Here is a 24,026-nt window from a genome sequence, read left to right on the forward strand (position 1 = left end):
TATCCGCATGAAGTACGCCGAGCTGATCCAATTCGATCCGATTGAGTCCGTCATCCAACTGCGTGACGCCGACCAGTCAAGCACGGCGCAGCAACTGGTCAGCACCTACGTCATTTCCGATGAAATGGCCGAGCGGCTCACCTCGCTGGCCATTCCACAATTGCAATTCGACCAGCCGCTCGACAATAAAGGCTTGATGGTGATCGGCAACTACGGCACGGGCAAATCCCACCTGATGTCCGTTATCTCAAGCGTGGCCGCCGATGATTCCCTGCTCGACGGCCTGAAAAACGCAAGCGTACGCGAGGCCGCCGCGCAAATCGCCGGACGTTTCCAGGTCATCCGCACCGAGATTGGCGCCACCACCATGTCATTGCGCGACATCCTAGTCGCCGAGCTGGAAGAGCATCTCGATAAACTCGGCGTCGATTACGTCTTTCCCGACGCCAGCACCATCGTCAGCCACAAGGGCGCCTTCGAGGACATGATGGCTCGGTTCGCCGAGGTCTTCCCTGATCAAGGCCTGCTGCTGGTGGTCGACGAGCTGCTGGATTATCTGCGCACCCGCAAGGATCAGGAGCTCATTCTTGACCTCAACTTCCTGCGCGAGGTCGGCGAGGTCTGCCGCAACCTGCGCTTTCGTTTCATCGCTGGCGTGCAGGAAGCCATTTTCGACAGCCCCCGCTTCGCCTTCGTCGCCGACAGCATCCGCAGAGTCAAGGACCGCTTCGAACAGATTCCGATTGCCCGCAATGACGTGAAATTCGTCGTCGCCGAGCGGCTGCTGAGAAAAACCACTGAACAACAGGCCAGAATCCGCGAGTATCTATCGCCCTTCGCCAAGTTCTACGGTGGCATGAACGAGCAAATGGACGAGTTCGTGCGACTTTTCCCGGTGCACCCCGATTACATCGACACCTTCGAGCGGGTCACGGTGGTGGAAAAACGCCAAGCGCTTAACACCCTGTCCGCCGGCATGAAAGACATTCTCACGCGCGATGTGCCAGCGGACCAACCTGGCCTGATCGCCTTCGATCGCTACTGGAAAACGCTGACCCATAACCGCGCCTACCGCTCCATTCCCGACATTCGCGCCGTCATGGATTGCAGCGAGGTTCTCGAATCGCGCATCGAGAACGCCATCGCGCGCAAGCACTACAAACCCATGGCGCTGCGGTTGATCCATGCGCTATCCGTTCATCGACTCACCCACGGCGACATCTATGCCCCCATGGGCGCCTCCGCGACCGAACTGCGTGACCGCCTGTGCCTGTTCGACCCCATGGTGGAAGAGCTCGGCAGCGATGAGCCGGATGAGGATCTGAAAACCCAGGTCGAGACCGTGCTGCGCGAAATCCACAAGACCGTCAGCGGCCAGTTCATCTCCTACAATGCCGACAACCACCAGTACTATCTGGACCTCAAAAAGACCGACGACTTCGACGCCCTGATCGACAAACGCGCCGAAAGCCTCGGTCAGGGGCAGCTCGATCGCTTCTATTACGAGGCCCTCAAGCGGGTCATGGAGTGCCAGGACGCCACCTACGTGACCGGCTATAAAATCTGGCAGCACGAGCTGACCTGGCAAGAGCGCATGGCCACCCGTGCCGGCTACCTCTTTTTCGGCGCGCCCAATGAACGCTCCACCGCCGTGCCGCAACGGGACTTTTACCTCTATTTCATCCAGCCCTTCGATCCGCCGCGCTTCAAGGACGACAAAATCTGTGACGAGGTCTTTTTCCGCCTGAAAGGCACCGACGAAGACTTCCAAACCGCGCTGAAAAGCTACGCAGCCGCTTTAGACCTTGCCGCCACCTCCTCCGGCCACGCCAAGGCCACCTATGAAGCGAAAGCCAATGGCTCCCTGAAACAACTGGTCCAGTGGCTGCAAAAACACATGGCCGAGGCCTTTGAGGTCACCTATCAGGGCCGCGCCAAGTCCATGACCGAGTGGGCCAAGGGCAAGTCCATCCGCGACCTGTCCGGTCTGTCGCCCGACGAGACCATCAACTTCCGCGATCTGGTCAACACCGTCGCCGGTGTCTGCCTGGCCCCGAGCTTCGAGAATCAGGCTCCGGACTACCCGTTCTTCTCAGTGCTGATCACCGGCAACAACCGCGCCCAGGCCGCGCAAGACGCCCTGCGCGCCATCGCCGGCCCCGCTGGAAAACAGCAGCCCACCAAGCAAGCCGCGTCTGTACTAGACGCCCTGGAACTGCTCGATGGTGATAAGATCGACCCCTACAAGTCGAAGTACAGCAAATTCATCCTTGATGCCGTCAAGGCCAAGGGCCACGGCCAGGTGGTCAACCGCAGCGAGATCATCCAGGACGACCACGGGCTCGAATACATGAACCCCGGTGGCGGTCGGCTTGAGCCGGAATGGGTGGTGGTCATCCTGGCATCGCTGGTCTATTCCGGCGACATCGTGCTCGCCATCCCAGGCAAAAAGTTTGACGCCACCGGACTCCAACCGCTGGCCGCGACCAGCATTGACGAGCTGATACGCTTCAAGCACCTGGAGCAGCCCAAGGAATGGAATCTGCCGGCGCTCAAGGCCCTATTCGAGCTGCTCGGCCCCTACGGAACAACACCGGGCATGGCCCAGCTTGTCACCCAGGGCAAGGACGAGCCGGTGCAAAACTTGCAGCAGGCGGTGGGCAAGGTCGTCAAGCGCCTCGTCATGACCCAGCAAACCCTACGCGAGGGGCTTTCTTTCTGGGGGCTGGACCTGCTCGCGGGCACCGACCTGGCCAGCCAGGCCAGCGGACTGGACGAGGCCAAGGGCTTTTTTGAATCGCTCCAGGCTTACTCCTCGCCGGGCAAGCTGAAAAACTTCCGCTACAGCGCACCCGAAGTGCTGGCCCATGAAAAGGCCGTGAAGGCCCTGGATGAACTGGATGCTCTGCGCGAGTTCATCATGGATCACAGCCCGACGGCGTCCTGGCTCTCCACCGCCGAGGCGGTGCTGCCCGCCGAGCATGATTGGGTGAATCGCATGAAGACCACCCGGCAGGCCGTGCTGGATGCCCTCAAGCAAGCCGACCTGACCGAACTGGCCAGCCAGTCCCAGTCCATTGGCGCCAAGCTCTCGACCCTGAAAAAGGACTACAGCGTCGCCTATATCGGCCTGCACACCAAGGCCCGGCTGGGCGTGAACGACGACAAGCGCAAGGCCGGACTGCTCAATGACCAGCGCCAGCAAACCCTGCTCAAGTTGGCCGGCATCGACTTGATGCCCCGGCAGCAGCTCACCGATTACCAAAACCGCCTGGCCGGACTGAAGAGCTGCTTCGCCCTGACCGAACAAAACCTCGACGCCTCGCCCATCTGTCCGCACTGTGGGTTCCGGCCCTCAGTGGAAACCTTTGCTTCGGCAGGCGCGCAGATGATCGACCAGATGGACACCCAACTCGACGCCATGGTAGCGGCCTGGACCTCCACCATCATCAGCAATCTGGACGATCCGATCACCCAGGCCAACATGAACTTGTTGAAAATCGACGACCGCGAACCGCTGGAAGCCTTCATCAACTCAAAGGAACTGCCGGTGCCGCTGGACAGCAACTTTGTCCATGCCCTGAAGGAAGTGCTCTCCGGTCTGGTCAAGGTCACCGTCAAGGCGCAAGCGCTGCAACAGGCTCTGCAAGTGACCGACGGCCCGGCCACCCCGATGGAGATGAAGAAACGCTTTGAGGAGTACATCGATCAGCTCACCAAGGGCAAGGACCCGGCCAAGGTTAGGATGGTGCTGGAATAATGGAGCAGCGAATGACTGTGTCCCCGGATATGGACAGGATGGATTTCAAGCGGCTGGTAGCCGCCATCCGGCAGGCTCATGAAGATCTGGCGGCGCAAGCCAGCCGAGCGGTGAACGTCAGACTGACGCTGCGCAATTGGCTGATCGGCTGCTACATCGCTGAATACGAACTCAATGGCGCTGACCGTGCGGCTTATGGCGAAAAGGTATTGTCGGAGCTGGCCGCTCAACTGAGCGATATCAGCAACTGCAATCGACGGCAGCTTTACGACTACTTGCGTTTTTATCGCACCTATCCCCAAATTGTGGGCACACTGTCGGCACAATTGCGACCGCTTCTACCCCAGTCCCTTGCATCGACCGAGAAAGTGCCGACGCCGTCGGCACAATCCGGCATCCCGCCTGAAAATTTGGTTTCCAGAATTTCCTACAGCATGTTCAAGCTCCTGGTTGAATTGGATGACGAAACCAAGCGGACCTTCTACCAGGCGGAATGCATCCGAGGAAACTGGTCGGTGCGTGAGTTGAAACGCCAGATCGCCAGCCTCTACTACGAACGTTCCGGCCTGTCGCATGACAAACAAAAACTTGCCGAACTGGCCAATCAGGACGCCGAAGCGAATAGGCCGAAACTGGTCATTCGCGATCCCTACGTCTTTGAGTTTCTCGGCCTCAAATCCAGAGAGGTGATGAGCGAATCTCACCTCGAAGACCAACTCATCGACAAACTCGAAGCCTTCCTGCTGGAACTGGGTCATGGCTTTTGTTTCGAAGCCAGGCAGAAGCGCATCCTGATCGGCGATGACCATTTCTTTATCGACCTGGTCTTCTACCACCGTATCCTCAAATGCCATGTCCTGGTCGAATTGAAGCTAGAGCACTTCACCCATGAAAACATCGGTCAGCTCAATACCTACGTGAGCTGGTACCGCCAGCACATGATGAGCGAAGGCGATAACCCGCACATCGGCATACTGCTCTGCACCGACAAAAACCACGCCCTGGTGGAATACGCGCTGGCAGGCATGGACAGTCACCTCTTTGTCTCCAAATACCAGTTGGAACTTCCAGAAAAGGCTGAGATGGAACGCTTCATCGAACAGCAAATGCAAAGGATCGACCATGAGTAAGCAAAACACGCTGGAGCTGAACGATACCGCAGAGCAGAAACCCTCCGGCCCGGTGACTTGTCTGGGCATGACGTTCGAGAATGACGAAGGCCGCCGCGCCCACTTTACCGAGGAGCTGCGCAAGAAGCTGCAGGACCCGGAGTTCCGCAAGATCGAAGGCTTTCCCATCGGCAGCGACGAGGACATCCTTGCCTTAAGCGATCCGCCGTACTACACCGCCTGCCCGAATCCGTGGATCGCCGACTTCATCGCCGAGTGGGAGGCGCAAAAGCCGGAACAGCCCGAGGGCTATCACTATCACCGGGAACCCTTTGCGGCCGATGTAAGCGAGGGTAAAAACGACCCCATCTACAACGCGCACTCTTATCACACCAAGGTGCCGCACAAGGCCATCATGCGTTACATCCTCCACTATACGCAGCCGGGGGATATCGTGTTCGACGGCTTCTGTGGAACCGGCATGACAGGGGTAGCGGCGCAGATGTGCAGCGACCGTGAAGTGGTCATGTCTCTCGGCTACCAGGTGAAGCCTGACGGCACCATTTTGCAGGAAGAGGCGGATGAAGATGGCAAAAAAGTTTGGCGACCGTTTTCAAAACTGGGCTCTCGTAGGGCTGTGCTGAACGACCTTTCGCCAGCGGCCACATTTATTGCTTACAACTACAATACGCCAGTCGATGTAACAGCATTTGAGAAAGAGGCAAAGCGCATTCTCAAAGAGGTGGAGAAGGAATGCGGATGGATGTATGAGACCAAGCATTCGGATGGTCGAACCGGAAAGATCAATTTCACAATTTGGTCCGATGTGTTTATTTGTCCTGATTGTTCAAAAGAAATTGTATTCTGGGATATTGCTGTCGATAAAGAAAACGATTGTGTACGCGAGAATATGTCATGCCCACACTGCTCAGCAGAGTTAACAAAGCGCGGGATGGAGCGCGCATGGCAGTCCTCATATGATAGTTCAATCGGAGAAACAGTCCAGCAAGCGAAGCAGGTTCCTGTTCACATCAACTATTCTGTAAACGGTAAGCGCTTTGAAAAAGCACCAGATGGAGATGATCTAAATCTAATTGACAGAATAAACGGGTTAAATATCCCGTATTGGCATCCCGCTGTCAGGATGATGGAGGGAAAGGAAACTCGCCGAAACGACCCTATTGGCATCACCCATGCTCACCATTTCTATACGAAACGCAATTTGTATGCGTTGGCATCAACAATAGACAAAACACATTTTGATCGGACCTTGTTCGTCGTTACCGCGATAATCAGAACATTGACTAAAATGTTCCGCTGGGCTCCAAGAGGGAAACATACGGCAGGTACCTCGGGAACTCTTTATGTTCCGTCAATAACACACGAATACCCTATCTTTGGCGCTATTGAGAGACGGTTGGCGATCTATAAGGACTGGCTGCGATTTGCCGGAAAATACGAGAGTCCTAATATATGCATGTGCACTGACTCTTCTGACACAACAATAGAGCGAGACTCTGTAGATTATATCTTTCTTGACCCACCTTTTGGTTCAAATCTCAATTATTCTGAACTCAACTTTTTATGGGAATCCTGGATAAAAGTTGCGACAGATAACAAACCTGAAGCAATAGAGAATAGCGTCCAAAACAAAGGGGCAAATGAATATCGTCAACTGATGATGGCCTGTTTCAAGGAAGCCTATCGTGTGCTCAAGCCAGGAAGATGGATGACAGTCGAGTTCTCAAATACTAAGGCTTCTGTCTGGAACAGTATCCAAACTGCACTCACTGAGGCCGGTTTCATCGTGGCCAACGTATCGGCTCTGGACAAGAAACAGGGAAGCTTCAAGGCCGTTACCACCCCAACCGCTGTCAAACAAGACCTCGTCATCTCGGCATACAAGCCAAATGGTGGTTTTGAGGAGCGCTTCAAAAAGGAGGCGCAAACCGAAGAAGGCGTGTGGGATTTTGTCCGCACGCACTTGAAGTATCTACCTGTCACTAAACGACAGGGCGTTTTGCTTTTAATGGTGCCCGAGCGCGATCCACGCATTCTGTTCGACCAGATGATCGCATTATATGTCCGTAAGGGATTCCCGGTGCCGATCTCCAGCCTGGAATTTCAGATAGGTCTGGCACAGCGCTTTATCGAGCGTGACGGCATGTATTTCCTGCCGGACCAGGTGGCCGAATACGACCGCAAGAAGATGACCCCCGGTGCCCCACAGCAGCTTTCGATGTTCGTCTCCGACGAAGCATCCGCCATCCAGTGGCTCCGCCAACTCATCAAGGAAAAACCGCAGACCTTCTCCGACATCAATCCGCAGTTCATGCAGCAGCTCGGTGGCTGGAGCAAGAACGAGGCCCAACTCGACCTGCGCGAACTGCTAAACCAGAACTTCCTCTGCTACGACGGCAAAGGCCCCGTGCCCGAGCAAATCCACGCCTACCTGTCCACCAACTGGAAAGAACTGCGCAACCTCCCCAAGGACGACCCAACCCTGATCGCCAAGGCCCGCGACCGCTGGTATGTGCCCGACCCGAAGAAGCAGGGTGATTTAGATCTGCTTCGGGAAAAAGCCTTGTTGAAGGAATTTGAGGAAATCAAGCAACGCAGCAAGCGATTTACGAGCAAAGACCGTTTCAGAAACGAGGCGCTCAGAGTCGGCTTCAAAGTCGCATGGCAAAATCGCGATTACGCAACCATCATCCAGATCGCCGACAAGATCCCCCACAACGTCCTGGAAGAAGATCCGAAGCTGCTCATGTGGTACGACCAGGCAGTCACACGTATGGGAGGGGAATAATTATGCTCAAACAATTACGAATACAAAACTTTAAGGGCTGGAAGGATACCGGCACCATCCTCCTGGCTCCCATTTCCTTGTTCTTCGGTGCCAATAGCTCGGGGAAATCGAGCATCGGTCAGTTTCTGATGATGCTGAAGCAAACTGCGGAGTCGCCGGATAGAAAGGCGGTTTTCTATCCGGGCGGAAAGAATTCGGCGGTTCAGCTCGGCTCCTATCAGGAGATGGTCTTTCACCGCGATCCGGAAAACAAGATCACCTTCGACTATCGGTGGTCATTGCCGGAATTACTAAAATTCAAAGATCCAGTGACCGGTCAGTCCTTTTCTGGTGACAACCTCTCTTTTCATGCCGAAGTTGGTTTAGGTGATAAGGACCAGTATACCCTTGCGCTTGATCAACTGAAATACGAGCTCCTTGCAGAGGAGGAATCCAGGCTGTCCATCGGCATGGAGCGAAAATCGGACACCAAAGCTGAGTACAGAGTCGATGCAACCAATTACACGCTGAAACGCAAGCAGGGGCGAGTCTGGTATCCCGGCGCACCGGTTCGGTTTTACGGTTTTCCGGATGAGGTGGTTGCTTATCACCAGAACGCGGATTTCGTTCAAGCATTGAACCTGCGCCATGAAAAGCTATACCAATCTATCTGTTATCTTGGCCCTTTGCGCACCAAGGCGGAACGCCTGTATTCGTGGACTGGCATGGAGCCTGAAAGTGTCGGCTATGCGGGGGAAAATACCGTTGCGGCGATTCTGGCGGCGCGAAACCGGAAAATCAGTCTGGGTTACAAACGGCCAGCCAAACCTTTTGAGGAGATCATTGCTCTCAAGCTCAAGGAAATGGGACTGATCGAGGAATTCAAGGTCAACCCGATATCGGAACAGCGGCAGGAGTACGAGGTCAAGGTTCGCACCAAGGGATCAAGGGACTGGGTCGATCTCCCGGACGTTGGTTTTGGCATTTCCCAGGTGCTTCCGGTTCTGGTGCAGTGTTTTTATGCCACGCCTGGGTCGATCATCCTCATGGAACAGCCGGAAATTCACCTGCATCCGAATGCGCAATCGGCGCTGGCCGATGTGATGATCGATGTCATCAACTCCAGGGAAAACGGAGCAGACAGGGATATTCAGCTGGTTATCGAAACCCACTCGGAGCATTTCCTTCGCCGTCTACAGCGCCGTATCGCTGAAGATGCCGTCCCGCAGGAAAAGGTATCGGCCTATTTCGCCAATATCGCCAGGACGCCCGCGACCCTTGAGCCGTTGCAAATCGATCTCTTTGGCAACATCCAGAACTGGCCGGAGAACTTCTTCGGCGACGAAATGGGTGACATTACTGAGCAAGCCAAGGCCGCCATGAAAAAAAGGATGCAGAAGACCAAAAAATCGGAGGCCTGCGAATGAGTCTGCCGAAACAATGCCTGGTGGATACCAATGTGCCCAAAATGGCCAATCTCGCCACCCAGGCAAACCCGGAATCTGATGTATCCGATGCCTGTGTGCTGGCCTGTGTCGAGGCGATTGAGCATGCCATTAAAAAGCGCGGCCTGATTATCGATACGGGAGACGAAATTTTTGATGAATACCGCAAGCACCTCTCCATGAAGGGACAGCCTGGCGTCGGGGACCGCTTCATGAAATGGGTTCACGATAATCGCTGGAGCCTGCCTGAAGCCCAACGAGTGACCATCACCAGAAATGGCGACTCATACGACGAGTTTCCCGCGCATGACGATTTGAACAATTTCGACAGATCGGACCGAAAGTTTGTTGCCGTAGCTAACGCCCACGTGGAGAAGCCGCCGATATTGCAGGCCACAGATAGCAAGTGGTGGGGATGGAAGGATGCCCTAGCTGAGGTTGGGATCACCGTCCAGTTCCTTTGCCCGGAATACGTCGAAGCGAAATATGCCGAGAAGATGGGGTCGTGAAAGAGGATTTTTTCAAATTTCCTTCAACGCCTCATCTGGCGACCATGCCATGGGTTGACATCAGGGGTGATAAGGTTCTAACAGAATCAGAACGCGATGAATTCCTGACGCATGAGGTGACTGTAGAAGAAAAAGTAGACGGCGCGAACCTGGGTCTCTCGTTCGATACGAATGGGAATATCCGCGCCCAGAACAGGGGGGGTTATTTGCTTCTGCCCGGCTCGGGACAGTGGAAAAAACTCGGCGAATGGCTGGCGCTCCACACGGATACGCTTTTCGAGCACCTCTCTGACCGGTATCTCCTGTTTGGCGAGTGGTGTTATGCCCAGCATTCGATTTTCTATGATCGCTTGCCCGACTGGTTTCTGGCCTTCGATATTTATGACCGAGAGACAGGTCACTTTCTGGCCACGGCACTCCGAGATCGGCTATTAGGTGAGATGCATATCTCCAAGGTTCCAGACATTGCACGCGGGCGGTTCACCTATTCTGAAATTCAAAAACTCTTATCGCAATCAAAGCTGACCAATCAGCCTGCTGAAGGGATTTATCTGCGGATTGATCACGGTGACTGGCTTGAACAGCGGGCCAAGATTGTTCGTTCCGCATTTATTCAGTCGGTCGAGCAGCACTGGTCGCGTTCCGCCATCAGGCCGAATCGGTTGAGACTGGAGGTTCAAGGATGAAATCTTCCAGCGTTGGTCAGGAGTGGCGATACAGCACCGTTCATAACAGCGCCTGCTTGTGTCTCGAAGAACAGACCTTGTGGGGGCAGACGGTGTGCCGTGTCTGGTTGCCGAACCAGGACGCGGTGGTGCGCGTGCCCCGCTCCGCCTTGCGGTCGCTGAGTTCCGATCTGCAGCCGGAGATCGAGGCCGGGCGGATTGCCTATGTGGCCGCAGCAGCCAAGGTTGCCGAGGTGCTCGAAGGCAGCTTGTTCTCTAGCGGCAGCGCCACCGACGGCCATGTATTGCTGGCCCCCATGGAATCCAATGTCATCCCGCTGCCGCACCAGATCCACGCCTTGTCCCAGGCCATCTCCGGCGACCGCGTGCGCTATCTGCTGGCCGACGAGGTGGGCCTCGGCAAGACCATCGAGGCCGGGCTGGTCATGCGCGAGCTTAAGCTGCGCGGGCTGGTTCGGCGAATTCTGGTCGTCTCGCCCAAAGGCATCGCTACCCAGTGGGTGGCGGAAATGCAGACCCACTTCAACGAGCCGTTCCAGCTCGTGCTGGGCGACGACATCGGCACCTTGCAACGCCTGGCCCCCCAATTTGGAAAGAGCCCGGACCACCGGAAATCAGCCTGGTCGATGTTCGATCAGGTCATTGTTTCTCTGGATTCGGTCAAGCCCATGGACAAGCGGCGCGGTTGGAACGCCGAGCGCGTTGCCGAATACAACCGCAGCCGGTTCGAGGATCTGGTGACCGCCGGTTGGGATCTGGTGATCGTGGACGAAGCGCACCGCTTGGGTGGCAGCACCGATCAGGTCGCACGCTACAAACTCGGCCGGGGATTGGCCGAGGCCGCGCCCTATGTGCTGCTCCTTTCGGCGACCCCCCACCAGGGGAAGACCGATGCCTTCCATCGCCTGATGAACCTGCTGGATGACGACGCCTTTCCGGATACGGACAGCGTCTCCCGCGACCGGGTGGCTCCGTATGTCATCCGTACCGAGAAGCGCAAGGCCATCGATGCCGACGGCAAGCCGCTCTTCAAACCCCGGCGGACGCAGATGGCCCCGGTGGCCTGGGAGAGCCGTCACCAACTGCAGCAGCTTCTCTACGAGGCGGTGACTGACTATGTGCGCGAGGGCTACAACCAGGCTCTGCGCGAGAAGAAGCGCCACATCGGCTTTCTGATGATTCTGATGCAGCGCCTGGTGGTCTCCAGCACCCGGGCGATTCGCACCACCTTGGAACGGCGACTCGGGGCGCTCAAGGATGGCGAGCAACAAGCCAGCCTGCGCCTCCTAGAATTGGAAAAGAGTGAGCTTGAAAATGGCGCGGAGGGATCGGAAAGCCCAGACGATGACATCGCCGAGCTGTACGACATGGACGGCCAGGAGCTGCTCGATGCGCTGCTGAAATCCCATGTATCGGCTCTGCAGAGCGAACGCAGCCATGTGGAAACCCTGCTGGATGCAGCGGTTCGCTGTGAACAGGCTGGCCCCGATGCCAAGGCCGAGGCCCTGATCGAGAGGATCTACACGCTGCAAGCCGAGGAAAACGAACCGGACCTGAAGGTGCTGATCTTCACCGAGTTCGTGCCGACCCAGCAGATGTTAAAAGAGTTTCTGGAAGCCCGGGGAATCTCGGTGGTCACCCTGAACGGCTCCATGGGCATGGAGGAACGTGGGGCAGCCCAGGATGCCTTCCGCAAATCGCGCCGCGTATTGGTCTCCACCGATGCAGGCGGTGAGGGTCTGAACTTGCAGTTCGCCCACATTATCATCAACTACGACATCCCCTGGAACCCGATGCGGCTGGAACAGCGAATCGGTCGCGTGGACCGTATCGGCCAGCCAAAAGCGGTAAGGGCAATCAATTTCGTATTTGAAGATTCGGTCGAGTTTCGTGTTCGCGAAGTGCTGGAGCAAAAGCTCTCAGTGATCTTGAAAGAATTCGGCATCGACAAGACCGGCGACGTGCTCGACTCCGCCCAGGCCGGTGAGTTGTTCGAGGATGTGTTCGCGCAGGCCTTGGTGAATCCTGACGGCATCGAAACCTCGGTCGATCACACGGTGGCCAGGATTCGCGATGAGATTCAGCAGGTGCGCGAGTCCTCCGCCATCTATGGCCTCTCCGAAGAACCGGATGTGCAGGCGGCTGAGAGGCTGCGCTCGCATCCGTTGCCCCACTGGGTGGAGCGGATGACGGTAGCCTACATCAACTCCCATGGAGGTGCGGCCACCCGCAAGCGCTCCTGGTGGGATCTGAACTGGCCGGACGGCGAGGAGCATCGCAAAGCCGTGTTCAGCGCCCGAGAGGCGGATCGTCTCACCGACGCAACCCTGCTCAATCCTGAAAACAGCCGCGTTCGTGGGCTGGCCATGAACCTGCCGCAGGTCGCGCCAGGTCAGCCATTGCCTTGCGTCGCCGTGAGCGGCCTGCCAGCCAGCATCTCCGGGCTTTGGGGGCTGTTTGAGATCCGCCTTCACGCCGGCGTCCAACCAACCGACCAGCCATATCACCAATCCCTGCGCATTCCGCCGATGCGCCGCGACTGGTTCAGCCTGTTCCTGAATCAGGAAGGACAGGTTTTCCTGCCGACTGCCCGCCACATCTGGGACACGCTGGTCAGCACCGACCCCGAGGTGCGTTCATCGCTCGACCAAGACGCCTCCCGAATCGCCTTCGCATCTTTGCTCACTGCCGCCGAAGAAGCTGGGCAGACCATTTTCGACACCTTGCGCCAGACGCACCACGACGCCTTAGGCCGCGAGGAAGAACGCGGCCAAACCGCCTTCAGTGCGCGGCGCCGTGCGATTGAACGGCTTGGCCTGCCGGAGGTGCGGCACTACCGCCGCACGCGCTGCGATGCCGAAGAATCCGAATGGCGTCAGGCGCTTGAAACCGCGCGCGCATTGATGCCCGACATTCGCCCTTTGCTGGCGTTGCGCATTACTCCGGAGGAAAGATGACTGCTACTGACAGCGCCCCTGATTGTTGGAAAGGGACAGGCTGCGGTCAAACCGCTCGCGCCTAGTGAATACAAGAATGCCTAGCTGGCGCGACCAGATCCTCAAGGAGTTCGTGCCGAACCTGAGCAAGCTGACGCTGGTCGCCGATCCGGATGCGCTGCTGACGGAAGAGCGACTCGCGGTGGCGTTGCGCCAACGCGGATTCGAGCTGATCGAGTTCACCGATCCGGTTGAGTTTCGCTATGTCTATGAGTCGGGTTATCGGTCGGTCTGGGATCGTGGCGAGCAAACAGACTTGGTGGTGATCCTGCGCGCGGCTGACGATAATCTGGAGTCGCTGCCGTTCGATCTTCTTCAGGCCGGGCGAACGCTGGCATTCGACTTAGGATCCATTTTCCCGCAGCTGAGCTATCCGGTCATCGAGACGCTGGATCGGGGGCTGCTCGATGCTCTGTTTGCTGCCCAACAGCAGGGACCTTCAGATCGCCTGGGTGACAATGCAACGCGGGATTTTATCCTCCGACACGTCTTTGGCGTCGCTGCGGAGCTGGTGACCACCGACGCGGATTTGTTGCGCGCATTACTGCGCTTGCATTATTCCAACCTGTCATCTTCGGCATCCCCGCGCCTGCCATCCGCGCTGGCTGAACGCTTGATCGCGGTCTTTAAAGCCCAGGCCAGATTCAGCGACTGGCCGTTGGAGCACCTGTTGCCCGACGCGGAGGCCTTTTTTGCTTTCATGCAGGAACGCTGGCCGGTCTTTGTCGCTGGTTTGGCGCAGGGTGATGAGGTCGCCGAGCCGAGGTTGGTGCCCGTCGCCAGTCAAGGCGGATTCCAATACCCCGGCCCTGACCATCTGCCTTTCGATCATCACGATATCCGCGTCTATATCGACAATCTCTTTCTTGAAGGTCGGCTCACGCCCATCCTGACCAACAACATCGAGCTGCCGTCTGACTCCTGGGTGCGCAGCGGTCTTGTTCGCGCTGCGGTCGATGACGAGGCGATACGCATGGCGCGACTGTTTGACCGCGTCGCGCAGGAATGTCCGCCCGCGGATGCCCGGCATAGCGACTGGATCAGCTTCGCCTTGTTGTGGGCTGAGTTGAGCGCCAAGGTTCACGCCAGCACCCAAACCGAGCCGCGCCGGCAATGGCAGACAATAGCCACGACCATCAACAGCCGTTTTGTCGACTGGCTTGCCGACCACTATGCCAGTCTCATCAACCTGCCGCCAACCGAACCGGCCATGCTGCATCAAATGCCGCGCCGGCTGGCAAGGGAGATGGAGCAAGCTCCGCAGACTCCGGGCGGCCAGCGGGTGGCGCTGATCGTGGTCGATGGACTGGCGCTGGATCAATGGGTCGGCCTGCGTCCGCTGCTGCACCAGCAAATCCCGGCGCTCGTCATGCGCGAGTCGGCGACCTTCGCCTGGATTCCGACCCTGACGTCGGTGTCCCGGCAAGCCATCTTCGCCGGCAAACCGCCGCGCGCCTTTCCGGATTCCATCCACAGCACCCATCGTGAGGAGAAGCTATGGACGCAGTTCTGGGAAAGCCAGGGGCTTTCGCGGCTGGACCTGGCGTTTCAGCGGGGTCTGGGCGACGGCGATGCGCGCTCCGTCTTGGGCGATTTGATCCATCCGCGCAAGACGCGCGCGGTCGGTCTGGTTGTCGATAAAGTCGATAAGATCATGCATGGGATGCAGCTTGGCGCGGCCGGCATGCATCAGCAAATCCAGCAGTGGTGCCAAACCGGCTTTCTCGCTGGGCTAATCGATCAATTGCTCGACTGGGGTTTTGCCGTTTGGCTGACCGCCGATCATGGCAACCTGGAATGTCAGGGTCAGGGGCGGCCCAACGAGGGGGTGGTGGCGGAAACGCGCGGCGAACGGGTGCGGGTGTATCCATCACCTGTACTGCGTTCCCCGGTCACGCAAGCCTATTCCTTTGCGCGCGAATGGCCGCCGATTGGTCTACCAGAGCACTATTACCCGTTGCTGGCCGGTGATCGGCATGCCTTCGTTACTCAAGGGGAAACCATCGTTGGGCATGGCGGCGCGGCGATTGAGGAGGTCATCGTCCCGCTGATTCGCTTCGAGCGGCGGATGGCAGGGTAAAGGGAGCGGCGCGCGCATGAACGGACGTCACCAGGCCATCGGCATCAAACAGGTCATTCGCCTAGACTGGATGCAGCGCACGGCCAACCTGCTGTTGGCTGGCGTGGATGCCAAGTCGATTCGCATGGAATTGCACGAGGCACTCAATCGGGAAGCCGATGGCCAACGCAGCGCCCAGACTCGGGCTTTTGCCGTCAATAACCTCATGACCATCTGGTGCTCCGCCGATGCCGAGCTTGGTCCTTTTCGCGCAGCCGTGCTGGAGATACTGCGCCAAGATCCCAAGAGTGGCCTGGCACTGCATTGGGCCATGATCTCAGCTGCTTACCCCTTCTGGTTCAATATCGCCCGCCAGACCGGACGTTTGCTAGCGCTGCAGGATCAGGTCACCCAGGCGCAGATCGTCGCGCGGCTGAAGGAAAATTATGGCGACCGGCAAACCGTGAGCCGTTACGCGCGTTTTGTCATTCGCTCCTTCGTTGACTGGGGCGTGCTCCAGGATGCCCCAGTCAAGGGTTGCTACGAACAATCGAGCCCCATCGCCTTTGATGATCGGGGACTCGCACTCTTGCTGTATGAGTCCGCGCTGCTAGCGAGTCCGGAGGGGAAAGCCTCATTGGCCCGACTGGCGAATGAGCCGGCATTTTTTGCCTTCAAACTCCCCCTTCTCTCGGGAGGGCTGCTCTCCGAGTCCCGCGCCCGACTGGATGTCGTCCACGGCGCTTTGGATGATCAGATGTTGGTCCGAAAACCAGGATGATGCGCTTCATTTTTTCACTTCTCGCGACGAGGCTGCCGCTGAACATTCCCAAATGGACGTTGCTTTATGACAGCCAACGCCCAAGATGGCCGCGAACTCTAAACCGAATATTCCGAGAATGCACGTTTAGTGCAAAAGCCACGCGCCCTCATTGGCGGTAGATGCCCTGAGTGCATGCGGTCCAAGCCCTGAGTATCAAACAAGCGGCAAAGCACAATGGCCACCATCATCCCCTCCGACCTGACACGCCTCGCCCTGAGCGGCGCCCATGAGCCGGAGATCACCACCCTCGCCGTCCTGCAAAATCGCCTACCCGCAGCCTACACCGTCTTCCATGGGGTGCATTGGACACGCCAGTACAAGGGTCGCACCCTCTATGGCGAGATCGACTTTGTGGTGCTGAACCGCGCCGGGCAGGTGCTGTGCATCGAGCAGAAAAACGGCCCGCTGGAAGAAGCCGATGGGCAGCTGATCAAGCACTGTGGCGACAGCCGCAAGAATGTCGGCGAGCAGATTCAGCGCTCGCTCGACAGTATCCGCGACAAGTTCACCTATCAGCTCGGCAAGCAGCAGCGCCTGGAGCTCGAGTATCTGATCTACTGCCCGGACCATGCTGTTCGCCAGCTGACGGCGCCGGGCCTGGATGCCGAGCGCATTGTCGATGCCCCGCAGCGCGAGCGCCTGGCCGAGCGCATTCAGGCCATTCTGCCGCCGGGACCGGCGAGCCAGGATGCGCGCGCGCAGCAGGTGGCGGGCTTCTTCCGCCAGACCTTCGAGGTGGTGCCGGATGTGCATGCCTATATCGGTGCGCAGGAGCGGCGCTATACCCGCTTGTCCCACGGGCTGCTCGATGTGCTGGCCAATATCCGCATGCGCCAGCTGCGATTGCATGTGCTGGCCACCGCTGGCAATGGCAAGACGTTGGTGGCGCGGCATTTCTTCGATGACTGTCTGGAACGCGGGCAGCGGCCGCTTTTGCTGTGCTTCAACCGCCCGCTGGCGGAGCGGCTGAAGCATCTGGTCGGGCGCGGCGGGATGGTGGAGACCTGGTATGGCTTCTGCGATCAGTTTCTGCGCGCGCGTGGTGCGCCGCTCAATTTCGATGACATGCGCACTGATCCGGCCTTCTGGACAGCAGCGGCCAAGCAAGTGGAGGAACAGGCGCTGACGCAGGAGCCGGCAGATGACTGGCGCTTCGATACGCTGATTGTCGATGAGGCGCAGGATTTCGAGGGCGACTGGTTCGAGGCGGTGCGGCTGTTTCTGCGCGAGGAGGCGGCCATGCTGTGGCTGGAGGACCCGAATCAGAATGTCCGCTCGACCACGCCCATGGCGTTGCAGGAGCAGGACTTTGTCGGTTACCAGTCGCTGCTGAATTACCGTTCGCCAGAGAGCATCGCGCGCTTTATCCGCCAGGCGTTGCCGGAGTTTGCATTCACCGGCGCGAACGATCTGCCGGGGCTGGAGGTGCAGGTGACGCCCTATCAGGAGTCAAGTGAGCAGCCGAAGCTGGTCGGCCGCCTGGTCGGACAACGGCTAAAGCAGCGTTTTCAGCCGCAGGATATTGCGATTCTCTCCTGCCGGGGTGTCGGCAGCACGGCGCTGAAGGACTCTGCGCGGGTCGGGAATCATACTGTCAGGCGCTTTACCAATACCTACGATCTACTCGGCAATCAGATCTACTCTGACGGGCAGATTTTGTTCGACACCGTGCGGCGGTTCAAAGGCCAGCAGGCGGCGGCGGTAATTCTGGTCGATGTCGATCCGCGCGATAGCGATCTTCAGCGCGAGCTACAGGTGCTGTTCTGCGGGCTCACCCGCGCGACCGTGCATCTGGATGTGGTCTGCGCGGAGAGCAATCCGGTGGTGCGGGAGCGGATTCTGCCGCTGGCTTGACCGTGCATCGACAACATCCAGCCGGTGCTTTGGTCTGAGGACGGCACCAGCTTGGTGGATGATGGAGCGAATGATCCGGTGGCAATGCCGATTCTGCTTCGTCACCTCTCAACCGAAATACCCCATCACCTTTCTGACATACTCCCGCGTCTCCCGATACGGCGGAATCTTGTTGCCATACTTCGCCACCGCGCCCTCTCCGGCGTTGTAGGCGGCCAGCACCAGCGGGATGTCTCCCGCAAAGCGGTCAAGCAGGAACCGCAGATACGCCACGCCACCGCCGATGTTCTGCTCCGGATCCCAGATGTCCCGCACACCGAAGCGCCGGGCCGTGGCTGGCATCAGCTGCATTAAGCCGCAGGCACCGGCCGGAGACTTGGCGTTTGGCCGATAGGCGGACTCGGCTTGGATGACAGCATGGACCAGGTTGGGGTCGACCCTGTGCCGTTTGGCCTCGGAGAGAATGATCGCGACATAGCGATCCCGGCGGATCTTAATCGACCCTGAGATCGGTTTCAGCAAAGCGACGGCGCTGATCCGACGAATCTGCGGAACTGGACGTTTGGCGGTTTCTTGCGGATTGCCCGGTGAAGGCTTGGCCACCTTGGTTTGTTGCTGCCAGGTCCGACGCAGCTCCCATTGGTTGAGCGAGCGCTCGAATCCCAGCTCTTGCAGCGGGTGTTCCATCCCGGAAACGGGACTGATCAACAACACGGCCAGGGAAACAGCCGCCATGGCTTGGCGACCGAGAGGTGCCCTACTCCCGGACAATGGCGCTGGTATTCGCCAGTTCTCCGGTTGGGATTGCGGCTCAAATACTGGGTTCACGGCTGATGTCTGCTCGCAGTTTTGACAAGGCCCCGACCCTACCAGGGCCTTGCCAAGCAAGCAGCCGGCAATGACGCGCATTTTGAGCATCTTTCCCGACGGGTAAGGTGCGTCGATGACCGAGCAGAACTGATGGACACGCCGCTCAGCGACCAACCGGACATCCGGCCCATGGATGCCGAGACAAGTTGGCCGGCCGCCGACCCGGTTCTCATTGAACCAGACCGGCAGCGCAGCCAGCCGATGCGTCAAGCCGCCTCCCCGCGTCCTTGATGCCCGAGTAGCAGGATTCTGCGGCCTTCGAGACGCACTCGACCATCGGCAACTAACCGCGACAACGCCCGGCTGACCGTCACGCGCGTGCAGCCGATGCGCTTGGCCAAGTCATCCCGACCCACCTTGACGAGGGTTCCCTCCGGATGGGACATGGCCGACGACCACGAATCGGCTTCGTCGAGTGCATCCAGCACCAGGGTGTCGGTCGGATTGAACAGCGAGCGGTGATAGCGTGCCGCAAGCTCCGACCAGCGCTCGGCATAGAACCGCATCACCTCTCGGTGCAGGGGGCCATCCAGATCGGCCAGCTCACCCAGCAGCAAGGCATTCAGCCGTTCGACCTCGATCGCCAGCACCCGAGTGAAACAGGTCGCCCGGAACCACACCAACCTTGGCGGCTGCGGCAGGGACAGGTTGTTCACGCTGAACCAGTCGCCCGTCTCGATTGGATAGAAGGCTTTCTCGTTGTTGCCATCGCGCCAGCTCAGCTCAAGCCGTCCGGTCAGAATGAAGCCGACGCAGAAATGGACGATCGTTGGGTCCAACGTTTCCCGGCGATCAGCTCGACCACCTCGCCATAGGCTTCCAAGCGCCGCTGCACCGCCGTGAGACGCGCGGGCCGCGGCTGCAACCGTGTCACCGTCGCCTGGCTCATGGGGTGCACCTACCCGGCGACGGGCCAGCGATGATGATCGGCTCGCCTTGCTTCAACCGATCCCGGGCCTCATGCAACAAACCGACGCGCGCCAGCTCCTCGACCGCCGCGCGCAGGGTGCCGGTGTTCAGGCCGGTCAACGCCTCCAACTGAGCTAAGTCGGCCTGCCCGTCGGCCCCATCGGTCAGTGCCAGCAAGACCAGTTTCTGATTCGGCGGCCGGTTTGACGCCCACACCCACGCGCGCCAGCGTCGGCCATCGCTCGCCTCGAGCAGGCGATGCAATGCCTGGCCGCCAATGTCCAAGACAGCCGCGATCCGTGGCAACAAAGTCAAATCCACCAAAATGTCTCCGGTCTCGATCTGCGAGATCGTCGACTGTGGCAACCCCACCTGTTCGCCGAGTTCGCGCTGCGTCAGCCCCTTGGCCCGCCGGGCGCGCCGGATCAGTTCCGACCGGGCCTTTCCGGTCATTGGCAAGATCATGCCGTTCACGAGCGTTCCCTCCATATCAGGTTATAAAACCCAAGTAATATAGTGGGAAATAGAGGGATCGACCGTGACAGTTTGGTCATGTTTTTGTCATCTCCTCCGGGGAACTTTTGCGCATGATTGGGGTGTCTCCGCCCGACAGTGGCGCGAAAGAGGCACGGATTCTGTCTCTTTCCTGGCTGCGAGCCCCGCTTGATCCTCCTACTCTGGGCTTTTGGCATCCACCCCGGAGGTTATCCGATGGCCCAGGTCTCACAGACGAACAAGCACTCCTTCTCCAAACCGGTTCTCGATCAAACCGTCACCATTCACAGCCAGAACGCGCAGTATGTTTTGCAGCGCGGACGCTCCTTTGTTCTGGTGGTGCGCGCGCTCTATGCCATCTCGGTGGTACTGCGCATCATAGGCGACGATGACGACATGGACCAGATTGAGGCCCTGGTCTCCGAGCGCATCGGGGCGGTCGCGCAGCGACTGACCGACGAGCAGGCGCGGCTGAAGCAGCTCGCCGATGGCGAGGGCGGCGTGCCCGTCCCCCGCTACACCAACCCGCGCGAAGTGACCCTGCAGCTGTCCTCCCCGGCGCTGGCGCAATATCTGCGGTTGATTGTGCGTCTGGATCAGACGCTCATGCTGCTCGATGGGCTATGGTTCGCGGGGCTGATCTCCAACAAGCAGCGCAAGGATTTGACCCATGACTTGCGCAGGCTGGTCTATGGGCTGGGGCGGGAACTGATTGATCTAGAGCGGCGAGCGCGTGACTCGGCGGTGCGGCGCGGACAGGCGGACGCGCTTGAAGAAGCCGATGGCGACGCGAACGGGGCGAATTTGGTCTCCGGGTCCTTGGTGGACGTCGATGATGACGCCAAGGAGGCGGCTGCCAGGGACAGTGACGGCGATGCCGACAGCACCAGTGCTGACGATACGTCAGCGTACGCCAGCGACGATGCTACGCACATCACCAGCGACGACTGACCTCCGAAGCTTTCCCACAGCACTTAGGGCAGATCCGCGTTGATCTGCTCGCGCAGGGTACTGGCAGCATCATGGACGATGTCGCCGCCATCGAGCCCATCGGCGCGCAGCACACTGCGCTCGGCCGCATCCGCACGGGTGCCGGTGCTTAGCTCCGAGCCGGTGCCGGTCAGGGTCTCGATATCTAGATTTGCCGCCGTTGGATACTGCCCGGACTCGGCGAGGATCGCCAGCCACTCGGACAGATCGATCCGCTCCCAGTCGAGGCTTTCCAGCTCTTGCAGGCTGAGCCCCGAGCAATCCGGGCTTTTCGCACTACCCCAGCCATGCCCGGTCTGCGCCCGTGCTTGTTGGTTGATGATGCGCGCCAGCGGGCTGTTGAAGCAGCAGTAGCTTTTGCGCTTCTCGATGCACAGGCCCAGAAAATCCGTTTTGCAGTAACTGCCGACATAATGACAGGAACGCAGTTCGCGCTTGGCGCCCAACTCGAACTCGTCCTGCTCGCATTTCCAGATGATCCGGATCAGGATCATCAGGACGCTGTAGATCATATAGGCAGTCATGATCCAGCTGAGGGTGGTGCCCAAGAGCCCGCCGAGCTGCAACTGCCCGGCCTGCACGCTGCCGCCGACGACCGCCGGGCCGCCACCACTGGTGACGAAGAGCGCATTGGCTGCAGCATCGCCGAAGACGTTCGCCACCCACTGCACGGTCTGGCGCATGATGGCCTGTTTGGCGGCATCCAGTGACAGCCTGGCAGCCCCTTCGCTAGCTGAAGCCGCCGTTTTGCCCATCAGATTGTTGGCCGCCGTGGTGAAGGCATCGGTCACCGCATCCCAGCTATCCACCAACGGATCGCGCAGTACCTCCCAACTGCCACGCAGCGTCGAGCCGGATTCCGAGGCCATGATGGCGGCATCGACCTTGGTCACCATGAACATCAGCTGAATATAGTCGACCTGGGAAATGCCCTGCGGCGTCTCGCAGCAATCCACCACCCCGCCGACGGCCTGCTTGCATTCGGCTGCCTCGCCCGCGAACACCTCGCACTGACCCGGCGCGGTGCAGTTGGAATCGAGCAGCACAAACTCCGCGGCTTGCAGCGCGGCGGCGGCTTCGGCGAAGTCGTCGGATTGCTCATAGGTCAGGTCCAGACAATCATCCCCCAGACAGCGCACCGGGCCGGCGCAGGCCATCTCGGTCTGGCGGGCGATGGCCGGAATATCGGTGTCGGTACCGCAGTCGTAGCGCGACTCGGTGACATAGCACAGGCCATGCGAATCGCGGGCGCCTTCGACGCAGACGGATTCCTGGAACTGACAACGGGGATCACCGGCCAGCGTGGCGCAGTCATCAGCGATGTCGCCGGGGTTATAGGGACAGTGCGTCTCGCCCTGGGGATCGGTCCAGCAGGACATCGGGCCGCTATTGAAGCCCGAGCATTCCGATTCGATGGCCAGTTCGCGGCAGAACGGATTGAGCCAGGGGACGGGATTGGCGGCGAAGTCCGAGGGGCAAATGCGCACGCCGAGCGCGCTGTAGCAGCCGGCGGCATCCAGCGGCGGCGCGCCCGAGCAGGTGGCCGTGCCGGTGCAGAATCCCCCCGGTTTCATGGTCTCGGCGAGGTGGATGCAGGCGGGAGCGGCATCCCAGCCCTGGTCGGTCAGCGGCAGGGGTGTCAGATTGATCCGCACGCGGATCTGGACCGAGCCTTCAGCGACGGACCACTGACCGGCGTCGGTCTGGACGCGCGCGGCGTTAGTGACATGGAATTGGCCGCCGGTGCGCAGGGCGGTGGTCAGGTTTCGATCCGACAGGGCTTGTCGGGTGATGGTGTCGCCGAGCATCTGGCTGCTGTCGGCATCATGATAGCCGGGGAAGGTCACTTCCCAGGACTGCTCCCTAGCGGTGAGGGTGCAATCCGCGCCGCAGATGGCGCCAAAATCCGCGTCCCCGGCGGTGAGCGACACGCCAATGCGCTCGACGCGCCCGGGGTCCGTGATCGCGAAATCAAAGGTCCGTGGCGATGGAAAACCGCAGGTGGGACAGGAGGGTTCCGGATCGGTGCCCGCGACATCGAAAACGACCTCCAGACAGCCATTGCCGCAGGAATTCAGCGCGGCCTCCCCGGAGACGGACACGCTTGTTTCCGCCGGCGGTAATGTATAGGCATGCCGGATTAGGCAAGAGCCCCCTTGCTCAACCACCTGACAGGTCTCGATCTCGGGGAGATGGACCGTGCGCGTGCCGGTGGCAAACTGCGATTCAACGGCGCAGTCGGTGAAGGTCTCGGTCATGCCGGCCATGTCGGAGAGCAATGTGTCGCTTTGCGACCAGAGTGCATCCTGACGCAGGTCGATGTCCGAGACGCCGAAACTTCCATGCAGGCTATCAAAGGCCGATCCATGGGCGGAATCGGTCTGCAGCAGATCGGCCTGGACCGCTTGCCCTTGGGCGCCGAGCCCCGCCGCGTTGCCATAGAAGGCGCTGAAATCGGCCGCTGATCCGGCGGAGGCGCCGGGGAACAGGCCTTCGATGGCGAGCGCATCATGACCTGGCAAAGCCAGCGCGCCCCCATGGAGTTCGGGCACCACGAAGCCAGCGCTTTGTGCGGACCCAAACGCCTGTCCCTCGCGCCCCAGATCAGCCAGTTCATCACCCCAGACCAAAGCCCAGGGCGTCCAGGCCACGGCCAGACTGACAACGGTCGCCAGCAGGCGATAGGCTGGCGAGCGCGGACGGGCTTGTTGCGATGAACGGGATTCCAATCGA

At 59.2% G+C, this 24,026-nt stretch carries 15 protein-coding genes; 11 read left to right on the top strand and 4 right to left on the bottom strand.

The features are described from left to right. Positions 1–7: 7 nt before the first annotated feature. From Thiofri_RS15145 to Thiofri_RS15190, 10 genes are all read left to right on the top strand, one after another. Positions 8–3,760, top strand: a complete 3,753-nt coding sequence (locus Thiofri_RS15145) for a DUF6079 family protein (RefSeq protein WP_009146904.1) — start codon at positions 8–10, stop codon at positions 3,758–3,760. Between the two features lie 38 nt (positions 3,761–3,798). Then, positions 3,799–4,890, top strand: coding sequence for a PDDEXK nuclease domain-containing protein (locus Thiofri_RS15150; protein WP_223296655.1), 1,092 nt, complete (start codon positions 3,799–3,801; stop codon positions 4,888–4,890). After that, positions 4,883–7,678: a DNA methyltransferase gene (locus tag Thiofri_RS15155; protein ID WP_009146902.1), complete on the top strand. Its 2,796-nt coding sequence runs from the start codon at positions 4,883–4,885 to the stop codon at positions 7,676–7,678. The genes Thiofri_RS15150 and Thiofri_RS15155 overlap by 8 nt, the downstream gene beginning before the upstream one ends. Positions 7,679–7,680: 2 nt before the next feature. Then, on the top strand, positions 7,681–9,084 hold the full coding sequence (locus tag Thiofri_RS15160) for an AAA family ATPase (RefSeq protein ID WP_009146901.1): 1,404 nt from the start codon (positions 7,681–7,683) through the stop codon (positions 9,082–9,084). After that, positions 9,081–9,611 (top strand): hypothetical protein, encoded by a 531-nt coding sequence (locus Thiofri_RS15165; RefSeq protein WP_009146900.1) that lies wholly within the window; start codon positions 9,081–9,083, stop codon positions 9,609–9,611. The genes Thiofri_RS15160 and Thiofri_RS15165 overlap by 4 nt, the downstream gene beginning before the upstream one ends. Next, the gene (locus Thiofri_RS15170) at positions 9,608–10,297 is read left to right on the top strand and encodes an RNA ligase family protein (protein WP_040854499.1); all 690 of its coding nucleotides are present in this window, start codon (positions 9,608–9,610) and stop codon (positions 10,295–10,297) included. The genes Thiofri_RS15165 and Thiofri_RS15170 overlap by 4 nt, the downstream gene beginning before the upstream one ends. Then, a complete protein-coding gene (locus tag Thiofri_RS15175; RefSeq protein WP_009146898.1) occupies positions 10,294–13,254 on the top strand; it encodes a DEAD/DEAH box helicase in 2,961 nt (986 codons plus the stop codon). Before Thiofri_RS15170 ends, Thiofri_RS15175 begins: the two co-directional genes overlap by 4 nt. Before the next feature lie 76 nt (positions 13,255–13,330). Continuing rightward, positions 13,331–15,373: a BREX-3 system phosphatase PglZ gene (pglZ, locus tag Thiofri_RS15180; RefSeq protein ID WP_009146897.1), complete on the top strand. Its 2,043-nt coding sequence runs from the start codon at positions 13,331–13,333 to the stop codon at positions 15,371–15,373. A 16-nt stretch (positions 15,374–15,389) separates the two neighbouring features. Further along, a complete protein-coding gene (locus tag Thiofri_RS15185) occupies positions 15,390–16,133 on the top strand; it encodes a hypothetical protein (protein WP_009146896.1) in 744 nt (247 codons plus the stop codon). Between the two features lie 216 nt (positions 16,134–16,349). Beyond that, complete coding sequence (locus Thiofri_RS15190) at positions 16,350–18,029, top strand: ATP-binding domain-containing protein (RefSeq protein ID WP_009146895.1); 1,680 nt, start codon at positions 16,350–16,352, stop codon at positions 18,027–18,029. 108 nt (positions 18,030–18,137) lie between these two features. Here Thiofri_RS15190 and Thiofri_RS15195 read toward each other — a convergent pair whose 3' ends face one another. The 3 genes from Thiofri_RS15195 to Thiofri_RS15205 all read right to left on the bottom strand — a co-directional run bounded on the left by Thiofri_RS15195 (position 18,138) and on the right by Thiofri_RS15205 (position 20,273). Next, positions 18,138–18,764 carry a lytic transglycosylase domain-containing protein gene (locus tag Thiofri_RS15195; RefSeq protein WP_083848391.1) on the bottom strand — a complete coding sequence of 209 codons (627 nt, stop codon included), beginning with the start codon at positions 18,762–18,764 and terminating at the stop codon, positions 18,138–18,140. Positions 18,765–19,105: 341 nt separating this feature from the next. Next, positions 19,106–19,678 (bottom strand): Crp/Fnr family transcriptional regulator, encoded by a 573-nt coding sequence (locus tag Thiofri_RS15200; RefSeq protein ID WP_009146893.1) that lies wholly within the window; start codon positions 19,676–19,678, stop codon positions 19,106–19,108. Positions 19,679–19,784: 106 nt separating this feature from the next. Continuing rightward, positions 19,785–20,273 carry a helix-turn-helix domain-containing protein gene (locus Thiofri_RS15205; RefSeq protein WP_143741818.1) on the bottom strand — a complete coding sequence of 163 codons (489 nt, stop codon included), beginning with the start codon at positions 20,271–20,273 and terminating at the stop codon, positions 19,785–19,787. 246 nt (positions 20,274–20,519) lie between these two features. On the opposite strand from Thiofri_RS15205, the gene Thiofri_RS15210 reads away from it, so the two are divergent. Then, positions 20,520–21,254, top strand: a complete 735-nt coding sequence (locus Thiofri_RS15210; RefSeq protein WP_009146890.1) for a DUF1845 domain-containing protein — start codon at positions 20,520–20,522, stop codon at positions 21,252–21,254. A 23-nt stretch (positions 21,255–21,277) separates the two neighbouring features. Here Thiofri_RS15210 and traN read toward each other — a convergent pair whose 3' ends face one another. Continuing rightward, positions 21,278–24,022 carry a conjugal transfer mating pair stabilization protein TraN gene (traN, locus tag Thiofri_RS15215; protein ID WP_323705345.1) on the bottom strand — a complete coding sequence of 915 codons (2,745 nt, stop codon included), beginning with the start codon at positions 24,020–24,022 and terminating at the stop codon, positions 21,278–21,280. Positions 24,023–24,026: the final 4 nt, after the last annotated feature.

This window comes from Thiorhodovibrio frisius, assembly GCF_033954835.1.
GTDB classification, from domain to species: domain Bacteria; phylum Pseudomonadota; class Gammaproteobacteria; order Chromatiales; family Chromatiaceae; genus Thiorhodovibrio; species Thiorhodovibrio frisius.